This window comes from Streptomyces sp. NPDC107528, assembly GCF_055639295.1.
Map to the genome: position 1 here is coordinate 254832 of NZ_JBVKAV010000003.1, position 13570 is coordinate 268401.

Here is a 13570-nt window from a genome sequence, read left to right on the forward strand (position 1 = left end):
GAAACCTTCCGAACTAGGTGGATCACAGTGCTCGGGGTGCACTGCGGGCGGTGGAGCAGTCGGGGCACAGGCCCCAGTAGATGACCTCGGCCTCGTCGATCGTGAAGCCGTGGTCGTCCGACGCGGTCAGACAGGGCGCCTCGCCGACCTCGCAGTCGACATCGGCGACGACACCGCATGATCGGCACACGATGTGGTGGTGGTTGTCGCCGACACGCCCCTCGAACCGGGCCGGGCTGCCGGCCGGCTCGATACGACGGATGAGTCCCGCCGCCGTGAGGGCGTGGAGGCCCTCGTACACGGCTTGCAGGGAGACATGACCTACGCGATCACGAACCCCGGAGGCGATGGCCTCGACACCGAGGTGGTCACCGGCCCGGACGGCCTCCAGCAGCGCGACACGCGCCGCCGTCACCCGCAGGCCGGCACCGCGGAGCTCCTCGGCAGGGGTCGGAGTCTGGGATGCGGTCATGGCGCCAAGCTACCGCGCTAAACACGAATGATTCAAGAAAACGAATGATGAAACTTTGGCGCGCCACCCCGGGTCACCCGGACACGGCCCCGCGCACCGCCCAAAGCGCGAAAAATCATCTTTTCTGACATTGAGTCATGCCTTTTTGTCAAGGCCTTCATTGGTCGTAACCCCACCTGTACTCGATGGAGGTACAACGCATGCTCGGCAGACATACCGCGGCGGGTCGCCGCGTCGCCCTCACCGCTCTCGGCGCCCTCGCCCTCACCGGAGCCACCTCGGCCGCGGCGGCCGAGCCGCCCCCCGCGGTGCCCGCGTCCACCGCCGCGCAGACGCTCGGTGCCGACCGGCCGCCGGCCGCGCTGCTGCGGGCCCTGGAGCGTGACCTCAAGCTGAAGCCGGGGCAGGCGGCCGAGCGGCTGGTCAACGAGGCCGAGGCGGGCGTCCGCGCAGGTCGCCTCCGCAACTCCCTGGGCGATCGCTTCGCGGGGGCCTGGCTGCGGGGGGCGACCGCGGCCGAGCTCACCGTCGCCACCACCCACGCAGGGGACGTGTCCGCCATTCAGGCGCAGGGCGCGAAGGCCGCGGTCGTCAAGCGGCCGCTGAGCGAGCTGCGAGCCGTCAAGCAGAAGCTGGACGCCGCCTCCGCCCGGGTCAAGACGCGCGACACGCCGGTCTGGTACGTCGACGTGCCGACGAACCGGGTCGTCGTGCAGGCGACCAAGCGGTCGGCCGCCACCGCCTTCATCAAGGCCGCCGGCGTCCGGGGCAAGGGCGTCGGCGTACGCGTGTCGGAGCACCGGCCGCGGCTCTTCGCGGACGTCGTCGGCGGCGAGGCCTACTACATCAACGGCTCCGCCCGCTGCTCCGTCGGGTTCTCCGTCACCAAGGGCACCCAGCAGGGCTTCGCCTCGGCGGGCCACTGCGGCAACGCGGAGGACGAGACCACCGGCTCCAACATGGACGAACAGGGCACGTTCCAGGCCTCCACGTTCCCCGGCAAGGACATGTCCTGGGTCGCCGTGAACAGCGACTGGAAGGCCACGGCCGACGTGAAGGGCGAGGGCGGCCAGCGCACCCAGGTCACCGGCTCGGTCCAGGCGCTCGTCGGGGCGTCGATCTGCCGCTCCGGCTCCACCACCGGATGGCACTGCGGCACCATCGAGCAGCACGACACGAGTGTCAGCTACTCCGAGGGCACCGTCGACGGCGTGACCGAGACGACCGTGTGCGCCGAGCCGGGCGACTCCGGCGGCCCGTACATGTCGGGCTCCCAGGCACAGGGCGTGACCTCGGGCGGCTCGGGCAACTGCACGTCCGGCGGGACCACCTTCTACCAGCCGATCAACCCGATCCTCAACGACTTCGGCCTCGTCCTTAAGACCGCGTCCGCCCAGAAGGGCGTTCCCGCTCCACAGGACAACGGGGCGGCCGACACCTGGGCCGCGGGCCGCGTCTACGAGGCCGGCACCACGGTGACCGTCGCGGGTGTGCGCTACCAGTGCCTGCAGACCCACCAGGCCCAGGGCAGGTGGTCGCCGGTGGCCACTCCGGCCCTGTGGCAGAAGATGTAGGTGGTCCAAGGAGTCGTACGGCTTCCGGTGCGGGGCACCGTCCCCGCACCGTCCGCTCCCGGCCCCGCCCGCTCGCTACTCCCCCACTAGTCCACTAGTCCTCTAGTCCACTAGTCCTCTAGTCCTCTAGTCCTCGGCCAGGAACCCGTACGCGGTGGTGACGAAGGGGTCGTGGGCGCGGAAGCGGCGGGTGCACATCGCGGCGAGGGCCGTTCCCGTGTCGGGCCTGAAGCCAAGGAAGGCCTGCTGGCCGAGGGTGGCTCCGCTGTGGAAGTACATCGGTCCGCCGTCCGTGGGGTGCCGGAACCACGCCACCGTGTGCACGTGCCGGTGCCCCCGGCCGCGCCGCAGTACGGGCGTGCGCACCGCCCGCAGTGCGTCGGCCGGCGGGAAACCGTCCGGGTCGAGGTGCGCCTCGAGGAACGTGAGCAGGTCATGCGGCGTCGCGCGGACGGCGCCGGCGGCCTCGAAGCCGCCCGCGTCGAAGGCGAGGGTCGGGGTGCGCCCGTCCTTGCCGTGCCCGACGGCGTCGGCCTTCGGGTCCTCCGCCCGCAGGGCCGTGCCGCTCAGGCCGAGAGGACGCAGTACGTGCGTGGCGAGCAGGTCCTCCCACGCCGTACCGGACACCGCCGAGAGGGCGTGGCCGAGGACGGCGACGCCGAAGTTGGAGTAGTGCCACCGGGTGCCGGGCCGGTGCCGCGGGCGGTACCGCAGGAAGGCGTCCGTGACCCGCTCGGCCGGATAGCGGCCATAGGGGTTGGTACGCCAGGCGGGCAGCGCCCGGCGGTAGAAGTCGGCCGGCAGGGCGGGCAGCCCGGCGGTGTGCGTGATGAGGTGGGCCAGCGTCACCGGGTCCGCGCCGGTCCGCCGGCCGGGGTGCAGGCAGGCGGCGGCCGGTTCGCCCCCGGTCAGCAGGCCGCGCCGGACGAGCTGGGCCAGCAGCAGGCCGGTGAACGTCTTCGAGGCCGAACCGATCTCGTAGCGCAGGTCCTGCCGGGGGACCGGCGGGGGCGGGGCCGTCCCGGCGCAGTGCAGCGTGTGGCGGCCGTGCCGGGACACCGCGAAGACGACGTCGGGGGCGTCGACGGCATCGGCGGCGCTCTCCAGGCGCTCGCGCAGGGTGTCGTCGTCGACGGGACCGCCGTCCGCTCGGGGCTGGTCCACGTCGTCGGCGATGCCCGGCCAGGGCGTGGACCGGCCGGTCATGAGGTGGCGTGCGTCAGCTCGGACAGGGCGCGGGAGGTGGCCAGCACGGAGGCGAAGGCGGCGACCAGCGTCGGGTGGTAGATCATGTCGAACAGATCGTCCGGCTCGCCCTCCGGCATGTCCCGTACGGCCGGCATGGCGCCGTCGGCCTGCTGTGCGGCGGCGAAGCCCTCCCAGCCCCGTTCGTCCAGGGTGGGGCGGGGCAGGCAGGCGTCGACGACGAGGAGTTCGCCGAGCAGGTCCCAGCGCTCGAGGTCCAGCCAGTCGTCGATCCAGACCGGCAGCCACATGGCGAGGTAGTCGGCGATGTCCGGCGGCAGGCCGTCGGGGTGCTCTCCCCAGTCGGTGAGGTGGAACACCGTGTGGGTGAGGTCGTAGGCGATGTGCCCGCTGACCGTCCAGGGTTCGGGCCTGCTGCCCAGCCAGGTGGAGCCGACGATGTCCGCCTCGGGCATGCGGGGCGTGAGGCCGAAGCGGCGCTGGAACGCGGACAGTCCGAGGCGTCGGGTCGGGTCCAGTTCGAGGGCCGACCAGCTGTTGAGCCGCTGGTAGAGGACGGTCGCGCGCTCCACCTCGGGTTCGCTGTACCCGAGTTCCTTGTACGGCAGGTACACCTCGAACGGGATCGGCGAGAGCGGCTCGATGCGCTGGCCGCGTACCAGCATGCGACCGCCGTCCAGGGTGTGCCGCCAGGTGTGGTCGAGGAGCTTGCGCGCCAGCTCGGCCTGGCGTGAACCGGCCACGCCCTCGCGGAACAGCACTCGGCAGATCAGGGCCAGTTCGCCGACCGGTTTGAAGCGCTCCAGGAACCCCACTTCGGGATCGACGTCGGGCTCCAGGCGAAAGCCGTCGCGATGGGCCCACAGCCACTCCAGGGCGCGTACGCCGACGGTGTGCATCAGACGGGTGTCGGTCATCCGGGCACTCCTTGTCCCCCGTACCGGTTCCGCACGCTGTCCGCGTGCGGTGCGGCGCCGTCGTCATCGGCCTCGCCGCTCAGGCACTTGACGGTCTGTGCAGCCGCGAAGGCGGCCATCAGCGTGGAGTGGTAGCAGCGCAGGAAGTCCGGCTCCGGATCCGCTCCCCCTTCACCTACTGGGGCCTGTTGCGGCAGTGCGCCCGAGTCGTACTGCGCCCGCGCGATCCGGGTCCAGGCGTGTTCGAGCGTCGCCGGGTCGGGCGGGCACGGGAGGCTCGCGGCGACGACCAGCAACTCGCAGCTCAGATCCCACATCCCGGCGTCCAGGCAGGTGTCGAGCCAGGCCGGCAGCCAGTGCGCCAGGTAGCCGGCCAGGTCGGCGGGGACGCCCGCGGGGAGGCGGCCCCAGTCGGTGAGGTGGAAGACGACGTGGGTGAGCGCGTACCCCGAGGAGCGCTCGAACGTCCATGGCTCCGCGAGCCCGCCCAGCCAGGTGCTCCGCAGCACCGGCTCGGCCTGCTCCTTCCGGTGGATGCCGCTGCGCCGTTCGGCCTTCAGGACGCCGAGCCGGCGGGTGGGCTCCTGCTCGGTGAGCCGCCAGCCACGGGTGCGGGCCGTCGTCGCGGCGGCTGCCTCGTACCCGGCATGCCGCAGTCCGGCCGCGGCGAAGACGGAGTAGACCTCCAGCGGGTAGGTCGCGAAGGGCTCCCACCGCTGGAGGCGCAGAAACAGTTCCCCCTGCCCGGTCTGCTGCCAGGCGAAGCGCAACAGGTCCGCGGCGTACGCGTGCAGCGGGTCCCACGCCGGGGTGTGCGCGCGCACGCTCGAACAGGTCTGGGCGAGTTCCCCGAGCGGCTTCCAGGTGGCGTCGACATGACCGTCGGCGGTGAGCGCGTCCTCGCCCAGCGCGAAGTCCTCGCGGTGGGCGGACAGCCAGGCGAACGCGGCGGCTCCGACGTCCCGGATCTCATCGACGCCCATGGCTGTCACGGTCGTCGTATCGGTCATACGAGTGCTCCGGCGGCCCGCATGACCCGGGCCGCCTGAACCTGGAGTGCCACCCGGGGGTCCTTGCCGCCCATCAGTTCCACGAAGTCCAGGCCCGCTTCGAGGCCGAGCGTGTCCGGTACCCCCTCGATCAGGGTCAGCCAGCGTCCCGCTCCGGCGGCCTGCTGCCAGTCCCTGCGGCGCACCGCACGTACGAAGCCGCGGGCCAGGTCGACCGGGCGCCCCCGGGCCACGCGGACCGCGGCGCTGTCCTCGCCGGGCACCGCGAGAGGGGCCAGGACCGCGAGTTGGTGCGTCAGCACCTGCCAGGTCGCCGCGTCGAGCCATGCGGCGTCGGGTTCTGTGTCCCCGTCCCCGGCGGATGCGCCTGTCAGGGGTGCGTCGAGGCGCAGCAGGGTGCGGCGCATCGCCCAGTGACTCCACTGGACGGTGGGTGCCGCGTCGGCGCGCGGCGGGAAGGCCTCCACCGTCTGCCGGAAAACCGTGAGTACGTCCGAGGCGGGCGGAGTCGGGAACAGTACGTGCGGCAGCAACAGGTCTGCTCCCACCACGCGTACGGCCGCGAGGGCGAACTGTCCCTCGGGGTCGTCGACTGCCCTTGTGCCGGACATGCGCACGTGGTCTCCGCCCCGGAGGGCGGAGACCACGTCGGACGCGATGTCCTGCACAGCGCCCTGCAAGAGGGCCGAAGTGCCTGACTGGTCCATTCAGCTACTCCCGTTCGTCCGCTCAGCCCTTCTTGGGGCGAGGGGTCGGCGGGGACAGCAGCAGCTTGGTGTCCGCGGAGAGCAGCGCCAGGGCGGCGCACTCACGGCTGTCGCGGAAGACACCGTCGGACTCGGCAGGGTCAAGTGCCGCTTCCAGGTCGGTCCGGACACCCGTGATCTCTTCGATCGCCTTGTCAATGGAAGGCATATCACCATCTCCTCTGGGGTCAGCCATAGCCTCCATGACCCAGAGCACCACACAGTCACATAGCGCGCATCTTTTCCCAGAAGGCAACATAAGTACCTTCTTCAACATTTCCACCATGCGCACCGACCGCACCTCGAACTCCCTTGCCGCGACGCGCAGTTGAACCTCACGGAAGGTGAGACGCAGCTCACATACCTCGTCCTGTCACATGTTCCGCGTTACTCCGGTCAGTAGGGCGTACCCCGCTGCAAGACAAGGAGATCCCGTGGAATCGCGTGTCAACTACTTCGGCAACGCCCTGGCAGGCAAGGTCCTGAAGCACATCAACTCAGCCGGCAAGGTGGTGTCGGACTCGACCCTGCCTGCCGCCATCCAGGAGCTGGTGAAGATCCGCGCAAGCCAGATCAACGGCTGCGGCTTCTGCACGGACATGCATATCAAGGATGCGGCTCACGCCGGCGAGACCGCGCAGCGCCTGCACCTGGTCGCGGTCTGGCGGGAGGCGACGGTGTTCACGGAGGCCGAGCGCGCCGCCCTGGAAGTGGCGGAGCAGGGCACCCGTATCGCCGATGCCGCGGGCGGTGTCTCCGACGAGGCATGGGCCAACGCCGCCAAGCACTTCGACGAGGACCAGCTCGTGGCCCTGATCTCCCTCCTCGGGGTCATCAACGCCTACAACCGCATCAACGTCATCAACCAGCAGCCCGCCGGGGACTACCAGCCCGGCCAGTTCGGCTGACCGGTCATGACGCGGGCCGGGCTGCCGTCGCGGATCGAGCCCTTTCCGGTCCCGTGCACCGCGGTGGCCGCCCGCCCGGGCGGGACATCGACTTCTTCCCTGGTGGAGGCCAGGCTGTGAGCACCATCGCGTTTCTCAACATCGGCATGCACGGGCACGTCAACCCGACGCTGCCGGTCGTGGCCGAGCTGGTCCGGCGCGGCCACACCGTCACGTACCACACCTCGCCCGCGTTCCGAGCGGAGATCGAGGCCACCGGCGCGACCGTGCACCTCTACCCCGGAGGCGAACTGCCGCTGCCCGATCCGCCGACGCCGGTCACGCTGCTTGAGTCCCTCGCGGGCACCACCGTCCGGCTGCTGCCCGCCGTGCTCGACGACCTGCGCCGCGACCGGCCCGACCTGATCGTCCACGACAGTTCCTGTCCGTGGGGCGCGGTGGCCGCACGTGAACTCGACGTACCGGCGGCGTCGTCGTTCACCACGTTCGCCTTCAACCGGCAGGTCCCGAGTCCCACCCGCGGGTCGTGGCAGCTGTTGGCAGCGGCACGGAGGCAACCGGGCAGCGTGCAGGGCTACCTGCGCTCCCGCCGGGAGTTGCATCGCCGCTTCGACGCGCGCGGGCTGCCGCCGCTCGACCTGCTGAACATCCGTCAGCCGCTCAACCTGGTCTACACGTCACGAGCGTTCCAGCCCGCCGTCGAGCACTTCGACCAGTCGTACCGTTTCGTCGGCCCGAGTATCGGCGCCCGCCCGGTCGACCCGTCGTTCGAGGCCGACCGGCTCCAGGACCCGGTGCTGTACGCCTCCCTCGGCACGGTGTTCAACACCGAACCGAAGCTGCTGCGCACCTTCGCCACCGCACTCTCCCCGCTGGGCGGCACCGTGATCGTCTCCACCGGGCAGACCGATCCCGACGCACTGGGCCCGTTGCCGGCCAATGTGCTCCCGCGGCGTTTCGTCCCTCAGCCGGAAGTGCTGGCCCGGGCGGCGCTGTTCGTCACCCATGGCGGCATGAACAGCGTCAACGAGGCCATGTACGCCGGGGTCCCGATGCTGGTGGTCCCGCAGGGCGCCGACCAGCCGATGATCGCCCGCCGCGTCGCAGCGCTCGGCGCGGGCCTGTCGCTGCGTACCCAGGACGTCGCCAAGGGCTCGGTGCGTGCCCTCGCCCGACGCCTGCTGCACGAGCCCGCGTTCCGGGCGGCCGCGACGACCCTCAGGACCGCCCAGCGCGGCGCCGGCGGACATCGACGGGCCGCCGACGAACTGGAGCGGTACGTGCATACGGCCGGCTCGGCACACCGGCCGGTTCCCGCCGACCCGTCACAGCGAGGTTGAGCGATGTCCGCTGTCGTCGTCCTGCTGCTGTTCGCCGGGCTGTCCGAGGCCGCCGGGCGCATCCTGCCGCTGCTGGCGGGCCGCCCGGGCATGCCTCGGCTGCTCGTGGCCGGGCTGCTGCCGGCCGCCGGCCTCGTCGAGGCCGCCGTGTTCGCGCTGTGGCCGCTGACCGCGTGGACCCTCGCCGAGCTGGTGGTGTCCTCGCCACCGCCGGGCGACGGGATGGGCTGGACACCGGGCCTGGTCGCGCCGCTGCTGCTCTCTGCCGTGCTCGCGTTCCCCCTCCTCGGGCCGCTGCTGCACCTGCTGCTCTTCGTGGGGGTCGGCGCCGGGCTGGCCGGCCCGCTGGCTGCGGCGACCGGGCTCGGCTGGTGGGGTGCCGCCGGCTGCGTGGCCGTCGCCGGGGCCGGACTCGGTGTCGCCGTCGAGACCGTCCGGCGTCTGGTCGTACGGATCAGTGCGTCCCGTACACCGGAGCCGGCCGCATGAACGACTTCCTGTTCTGGGCCTGTGTACTCGGGCCCGTCCTGCTCGCCGAAGGTCTGCTGGCCCGCTACGAGGTGCTGGTCTACAGCGCCGGCTTCCGGGCCCCCACCAGCGAGCTCCCCGAGGGGGTGCCCTACGCCCGGGGTGCTGCCGCCGACCGGCCCCCGGAGGCCTACCTGGTCTACCTGGACGGCATCGGCAAGCGCCGCGTCCGCGACACCCGGGACGGCGGCCAGCTGGTCAAGGCGCTGCTCGCCGCAGCGCCCGAGCTGCGCGTGCTGGGGCAGGTGCAGCCTTACTCGCCGTTGGCCGACCCGCTCGCCGACCGGCCGGTGTGGGCGTGGCTGCGCCGCCGCATCGGGCTGCTGTTGTTCCTGCACAACGTCATGCAGATCTTCGTCGCCGCCGACCACCGGTACCGGCCCCTCTACAACCGGGCCGTCGGCTCCCAGATCGCCTCGCAGCTGCGGCTGGCCGGGTACGAGCCCGACAGCGGCATCCCCGTGGTGCTGCTCAGCTACAGCGGCGGCGCCCAGGTCGCCACCGGCGCGGTCGACGAACTGCACACCCGGCTGCGCTGCCCGCTCCTGCTGATCACGCTCGGCGGGTTCCACAACGGCGCCAACGACCTCACCAAGGCCGAGCACCTGCATCAACTCACCAGCGCCCACGACCGGATCGAGCGGGTCGGCACCTGGATGTTCCCGCAGCGCAGGCGGCTGCTGCGCGGCAGCGGATGGAACCGCGCCCGCCGCGCCGGGAAGATCACCGTGCACCGACTCGATCCGGCCACCCATCTCGGTCCGCGCAGCTACATCAGCCCCGTGGCTCAGCTGCCCGGGGGCCGCAGCAACCTCGACCGTACGACCGACACCGTAATCGCTCTCATCCGCGCCCGGCACTGGGCGAAGGCGGCGACGGACCGCCCGATGTCATGAGGCCCGGCGCCGGCCGATCAGCTGTCCGTCCCCGTCCTGCGGGCCGCAGCACCGTCGGCGTCGAGCCCGGAGACCAGGCCCCGCAGCAGCGGGCCGTACTCCGGGTGGGCCAGGGCGAAGGCCATCTGGGCGACCAGGTAGTCGGCCGGGTTGCCGGTGTCGTACCAGCGGCCCTTGATGACCTGGCCGTACACCGCGCGGGTGGCGGCGTAGGCGTTGATGGCGTCGGTCAGATAGACCTCGCCGGTCCGGTGCTCGTACCAGCGGCGGGTCTGCTCGCGCAGTTCGTCGATGATGCCCGGGGTGATGACGTAGCCGCCGATCGCCGCGTACGACGAGGGGGCGGCGGCGGGCTCGGGCTTCTCGACGAGGCCGGTGATGCGCAGCTGGCCGTCCCCGAGGTCCTCCTTGACGACGGGCACGCCGTAGCGCTGGGACTCGGTGGGGTCCATCGGCAGCAGGGCCAGCACGGGGCAGCCGGTCTGCTCGTAGGCGCGGATCAGCTGCTGGGCGCGGGGGACCTCGGCCACGAAGACGTCGTCGGGCCACAGCACCAGTACGGGCTCGTCGCCGAAGGAACGGGCGGCGTTCAGCACCGGGGTGCCGTTGCCGTACGGGCCGTACTGGTCGAGGTAGGTGATGTGTCCCTGGCGGGCCAGCTCGGCGACCTCCTCCACCGCGTCGGCGTACGCCGTCTTGCCGTCCCTGCGGAGCTGCTCGACGAGGGCGGGGTTGGGCCGGAAGTGGTCCTGGATGAGGCTCTTGCCGCCGGAGACCACGATGGTGATGTCGGTGATGCCGGAATCCACCAGCTCACGCACCGTGTGCTCGATGACCGGCTTGTCGCCGACCGGGAGCATCTCCTTCGGTGTCGCCTTCGTCAGAGGCAGCAGTCGGGAGCCGAGTCCGGCGGCGGGGATCACAGCCCTGCGGATCGTCGGGGACATCACATCTCTCTCGGTCGATCGACGCGCCGTACCGGCGGACACGGCACGCTTTCGACGCTACCAACGCCTGCCACGGCCCCGCCGACCGCCCGGGACCGGGCAGCTGCGACGGACGTCCCGGGAAGGCGGCTCCCGGCGGCGCGCACCCTGTCGTGCCCGCTTGTAGCCTGGTCGTCCAGGACTGGAGGAATCCATGCCCGCCGAGGATGACGCAGCCCCCCTCGACCAGGCCGCACAGCAGTTCACGGCGGCGCGCCCCCAGCTCTTCGGCATCGCCTACCGCGTGCTCGGCAGCGCCGTGGAGGCCGAGGACATCGTCCAGGAGACGTGGCTGCGGTGGCAGAAGACCGACCGCACCGACATCCGGGAACCGACCGCGTTCCTGACGACCGTCACGACCCGGCTGGCGATCAACCTCGCCCAGTCGGCGAGGATGCGGCGTGAGTCGTACGTCGGTCCCTGGCTCCCGGAGCCGGTCGACACCCGGGCGGATCCGCAGGTGGGGGCGGAGCGGGCCGAGGCCGTCGACATGGCGGTGCTGCTGCTCCTCGAAAAGCTCAATCCCGTGGAGCGGGCCGCCTACGTGCTGCGGGAGGCCTTCGCCTACCCCTACAAGCGGATCGCGGACATCCTGGAGTCCAGCGAGGCCAACACCCGCCAGCTGGTGAGCCGCGCGAGGAAACACCTGGCGGCGGAGCGCAGGGAGCCGGTCAGCTCCACCGCTCACCGGCGCCTTCTGGAAGCATTTCTCTCGGCGGCCCGGACCGGCAGTCTGTCGGTGCTGGAGGAGGTCCTCACACAGGACGTGGTCAGTTACTCCGACGGTGGCGGCATGCGCGGGGCGTCCAGGATCCCGGTCGTCGGGCTCGAGCACGTCTCCAAGTACCTCGCCGCCTTCGCCCCACGGTTCTGGCCCTCGACGGACGTGCGCTGGGTCGAGGCCAACGGCAGGCCGGCCGTCCTCGTCGTCTCGGCCGACGGCACCGCGAAGGCGCTGCTATGCGTCGACATCTCGGCGCGCGGCATCGAACGCATCATGTGGGTCCTGAACCCGGCCAAGCTGGCCCCTTACGTGGCTTCGCTGGCCGGCTGAGGCCGCTCCTGACGGCCGACTCGCCGCTGTCCGGCGCGGGGATGGCGTGGCACGGAACGCCGGTGCCCAGCACACTGGAGTTCTGCTCCGCGCGTGCGTCTCTCCTACCGAGTGCTGTCACAGTTCCAACCACTGCTCGGTCGTAGTGAGTGACGCCCCCTGATCGGAGAAGACCGTGGCAGTCACCGAACAACGTCTTTCCACCATGGTGCTGGTGATCGGCACCGGAGGTGCGGGCCTGCGGGCGGCGATCGAGCTGGCCGAGGCCGGCGTCGACGTCCTCGCCGTAGGCAAACGCCCCAAGGAGGACGCCCATACGGCACTCGCCGCCGGCGGCATCAACGCGGCGCTGGCCACCATGGATCCCGAGGACAGCTGGCAACAGCACGCGGCGGACACCATCAAGGAGAGCTATCTGCTCGCCGACCCCCGCACCGTGGAGATCGTCACCCAGGGCGCCGCCCGGGGCATCGACGACCTGGAGCGCTTCGGCATGGCGTTCGCCCGGGAGGAGGACGGCCGTATCTCGCAGCGGTTCTTCGGCGCGCACAAGTTCCGGCGCACCGCCTTCGCCGGCGACTACACCGGACTGGAGATCCAGCGCACCCTGGTCCGCCGCGCCGAGCAGCTCAAGATCCCCGTGCTCGACGGCGTCTACATCACCCGGCTGCTGGTGCATGAGGGTGCCGTCTTCGGTGCGTACGGCTTCGACCTCGCGACCGGACGGCGCTACGTGATCCACGCCGACGCCGTCATCCTCGCCGCCGGCGGCCACACCCGGATCTGGCGGCGCACGTCCTCGCGGCGCGACGAGAACACGGGGGACTCGTTCCGTCTGGCCGTGGAGGCCGGAGCCCGCCTGCGCGACCCGGAGCTGGTCCAGTTCCACCCCTCCGGGATCATCGAACCGGAGAACGCGGCCGGCACCCTGGTCAGCGAGGCCGCCCGGGGCGAGGGCGGGATCCTGCGCAACGCCCTCGGGGAGCGGTTCATGGCCCGCTACGACCCCGACCGGATGGAGCTGTCCACCCGCGACCGCGTGGCCCTGGCCTCCTACACGGAGATCAAGGAAGGGCGGGGCACCCCCAAGGGCGGTGTGTGGCTCGACGTCTCCCATCTGCCGCGGCAGACGATCATGACGCGGCTCCCCCGCGTCTACCAGACGATGCTCGACCTCCAGATGCTGGACATCACCCGCGAGCCGATCGAGATCGCGCCCACCGCGCACTACTCGATGGGCGGCGTGTGGGTGCGTCCAGAGGACCACAGCACCGATGTGCGGGGCCTGTACGCCATCGGGGAGGCGTCCAGCGGGCTGCACGGCGCCAACCGCCTCGGCGGCAACAGTCTCATCGAACTGCTGGTCTTCGGCCGTGTCACGGGGCGGGCCGCCGCCGCGTACTCGCAGTCGCTGACCGCACAGCGCCGGTCGGCGTCGGCCGTCGCCGAGGCCCGCGCGGAGGTCGACAGCCTGCTCGCGGCGGACGGGGCGGAGAACGTACGTGCCCTGCAACGCGCCATCCGCAACACCATGACCGAGCACGCAGGGGTCGTACGCGATGAGGAGGGCCTGCGCGCGGGGCTGACGGAACTCGCCCTGATCGAGAAGCGGATGGAGGACGTCGGCGTACACCCCGACATCGCCGGTTATCAGGACCTCGCGCACGCCTTCGATCTCAAGTCCGCCGCCCTGGCGGCCCGGGCCACCCTCGAAGCGGCGCTGGAGCGACGCGAGACCCGCGGCTGTCACAACCGCAGCGACCACCCCGACCTCGACCCCGCTCTGCAGGTCAATCTCGTGTGGTCCCCGACGACCGGTGTCACCCGCGAGAGCATCCCGGGCGTCTCCGACGAGATCTCGTCGCTGATGGAGGAGGTCTCGACCGACGGCAAGCTCGCCGAATGAGCCGCCGGGTGAGCGCTGCTGTCACAA

At 71.3% G+C, this 13570-nt stretch carries 14 protein-coding genes; 7 read left to right on the forward strand and 7 right to left on the reverse strand.

Translation table 11 applies throughout. The features are described from left to right. Positions 1-22: 22 nt before the first annotated feature. Positions 23-472: a Fur family transcriptional regulator gene (locus ACZ7L5_RS10965; protein WP_363036598.1), complete on the reverse strand. Its 450-nt coding sequence runs from the start codon at positions 470-472 to the stop codon at positions 23-25. 200 nt (positions 473-672) lie between these two features. Between ACZ7L5_RS10965 and ACZ7L5_RS10970 the strand changes: the two genes are divergently transcribed. Beyond that, positions 673-2046: an alpha-lytic protease prodomain-containing protein gene (locus tag ACZ7L5_RS10970; RefSeq protein ID WP_471516251.1), complete on the forward strand. Its 1374-nt coding sequence runs from the start codon at positions 673-675 to the stop codon at positions 2044-2046. Between the two features lie 126 nt (positions 2047-2172). On the opposite strand, the gene ACZ7L5_RS10975 is transcribed toward ACZ7L5_RS10970, so the two are convergent. From ACZ7L5_RS10975 to ACZ7L5_RS10995, 5 genes are read right to left on the reverse strand one after another with little or no spacing between them, the layout of a single operon-like run. Next, positions 2173-3252 (reverse strand): serine hydrolase domain-containing protein, encoded by a 1080-nt coding sequence (locus ACZ7L5_RS10975; protein WP_471516253.1) that lies wholly within the window; start codon positions 3250-3252, stop codon positions 2173-2175. After that, a complete protein-coding gene (locus ACZ7L5_RS10980) occupies positions 3249-4169 on the reverse strand; it encodes a DUF6895 family protein (RefSeq protein ID WP_471516255.1) in 921 nt (306 codons plus the stop codon). Before ACZ7L5_RS10980 ends, ACZ7L5_RS10975 begins: the two co-directional genes overlap by 4 nt. Then, positions 4166-5179, reverse strand: a complete 1014-nt coding sequence (locus ACZ7L5_RS10985) for a DUF6895 family protein (protein ID WP_471516257.1) — start codon at positions 5177-5179, stop codon at positions 4166-4168. The genes ACZ7L5_RS10980 and ACZ7L5_RS10985 overlap by 4 nt, the downstream gene beginning before the upstream one ends. Next, positions 5176-5886, reverse strand: coding sequence for a hypothetical protein (locus ACZ7L5_RS10990; RefSeq protein ID WP_363036605.1), 711 nt, complete (start codon positions 5884-5886; stop codon positions 5176-5178). Before ACZ7L5_RS10990 ends, ACZ7L5_RS10985 begins: the two co-directional genes overlap by 4 nt. A gap of 22 nt (positions 5887-5908) precedes the next feature. After that, a complete protein-coding gene (locus ACZ7L5_RS10995) occupies positions 5909-6094 on the reverse strand; it encodes a hypothetical protein (RefSeq protein ID WP_328877672.1) in 186 nt (61 codons plus the stop codon). A 265-nt stretch (positions 6095-6359) separates the two neighbouring features. Between ACZ7L5_RS10995 and ACZ7L5_RS11000 the strand changes: the two genes are divergently transcribed. The 4 genes from ACZ7L5_RS11000 to ACZ7L5_RS11015 all read left to right on the forward strand — a co-directional run bounded on the left by ACZ7L5_RS11000 (position 6360) and on the right by ACZ7L5_RS11015 (position 9597). Then, positions 6360-6833 carry a carboxymuconolactone decarboxylase family protein gene (locus tag ACZ7L5_RS11000; protein ID WP_363036607.1) on the forward strand — a complete coding sequence of 158 codons (474 nt, stop codon included), beginning with the start codon at positions 6360-6362 and terminating at the stop codon, positions 6831-6833. A gap of 116 nt (positions 6834-6949) precedes the next feature. Continuing rightward, a complete protein-coding gene (locus tag ACZ7L5_RS11005) occupies positions 6950-8173 on the forward strand; it encodes a macrolide family glycosyltransferase (protein WP_471516260.1) in 1224 nt (407 codons plus the stop codon). Positions 8174-8176: 3 nt separating this feature from the next. Next, on the forward strand, positions 8177-8662 hold the full coding sequence (locus ACZ7L5_RS11010) for a hypothetical protein (RefSeq protein ID WP_471516262.1): 486 nt from the start codon (positions 8177-8179) through the stop codon (positions 8660-8662). After that, positions 8659-9597 (forward strand): hypothetical protein, encoded by a 939-nt coding sequence (locus ACZ7L5_RS11015; RefSeq protein ID WP_471516264.1) that lies wholly within the window; start codon positions 8659-8661, stop codon positions 9595-9597. The genes ACZ7L5_RS11010 and ACZ7L5_RS11015 overlap by 4 nt, the downstream gene beginning before the upstream one ends. Positions 9598-9614: 17 nt before the next feature. Here the strand turns inward: ACZ7L5_RS11015 and ACZ7L5_RS11020 are convergent, their stop codons facing one another. Further along, positions 9615-10544 carry a UTP--glucose-1-phosphate uridylyltransferase gene (locus tag ACZ7L5_RS11020; protein WP_362383539.1) on the reverse strand — a complete coding sequence of 310 codons (930 nt, stop codon included), beginning with the start codon at positions 10542-10544 and terminating at the stop codon, positions 9615-9617. Positions 10545-10737: 193 nt separating this feature from the next. Here ACZ7L5_RS11020 and ACZ7L5_RS11025 point away from each other — a divergent pair, with 193 nt between their 5' ends. Next, the gene (locus tag ACZ7L5_RS11025; protein WP_471516266.1) at positions 10738-11637 is read left to right on the forward strand and encodes an RNA polymerase sigma-70 factor; all 900 of its coding nucleotides are present in this window, start codon (positions 10738-10740) and stop codon (positions 11635-11637) included. A 205-nt stretch (positions 11638-11842) separates the two neighbouring features. Further along, positions 11843-13543, forward strand: coding sequence for an L-aspartate oxidase (locus ACZ7L5_RS11030; protein ID WP_471516742.1), 1701 nt, complete (start codon positions 11843-11845; stop codon positions 13541-13543). Positions 13544-13570 lie beyond the last annotated feature (27 nt).

What these genes read in the sequence shown, in the direction of transcription:
- ACZ7L5_RS10965 (WP_363036598.1), bottom strand. Translation starts at nt 472, where the DNA reads ATGACCGCATCCCAGACTCCGACCCCTGCCGAGGAGCTCCGCGGTGCC.
- ACZ7L5_RS10970 (WP_471516251.1), top strand. Translation starts at nt 673, where the DNA reads ATGCTCGGCAGACATACCGCGGCGGGTCGCCGCGTCGCCCTCACCGCT.
- ACZ7L5_RS10975 (WP_471516253.1), bottom strand. Translation starts at nt 3,252, where the DNA reads ATGACCGGCCGGTCCACGCCCTGGCCGGGCATCGCCGACGACGTGGAC.
- ACZ7L5_RS10980 (WP_471516255.1), bottom strand. Translation starts at nt 4,169, where the DNA reads ATGACCGACACCCGTCTGATGCACACCGTCGGCGTACGCGCCCTGGAG.
- ACZ7L5_RS10985 (WP_471516257.1), bottom strand. Translation starts at nt 5,179, where the DNA reads ATGACCGATACGACGACCGTGACAGCCATGGGCGTCGATGAGATCCGG.
- ACZ7L5_RS10990 (WP_363036605.1), bottom strand. Translation starts at nt 5,886, where the DNA reads ATGGACCAGTCAGGCACTTCGGCCCTCTTGCAGGGCGCTGTGCAGGAC.
- ACZ7L5_RS10995 (WP_328877672.1), bottom strand. Translation starts at nt 6,094, where the DNA reads ATGCCTTCCATTGACAAGGCGATCGAAGAGATCACGGGTGTCCGGACC.
- ACZ7L5_RS11010 (WP_471516262.1), top strand. Translation starts at nt 8,177, where the DNA reads ATGTCCGCTGTCGTCGTCCTGCTGCTGTTCGCCGGGCTGTCCGAGGCC.
- ACZ7L5_RS11015 (WP_471516264.1), top strand. Translation starts at nt 8,659, where the DNA reads ATGAACGACTTCCTGTTCTGGGCCTGTGTACTCGGGCCCGTCCTGCTC.
- ACZ7L5_RS11020 (WP_362383539.1), bottom strand. Translation starts at nt 10,544, where the DNA reads ATGTCCCCGACGATCCGCAGGGCTGTGATCCCCGCCGCCGGACTCGGC.
- ACZ7L5_RS11025 (WP_471516266.1), top strand. Translation starts at nt 10,738, where the DNA reads ATGCCCGCCGAGGATGACGCAGCCCCCCTCGACCAGGCCGCACAGCAG.
- ACZ7L5_RS11030 (WP_471516742.1), top strand. Translation starts at nt 11,843, where the DNA reads ATGGTGCTGGTGATCGGCACCGGAGGTGCGGGCCTGCGGGCGGCGATC.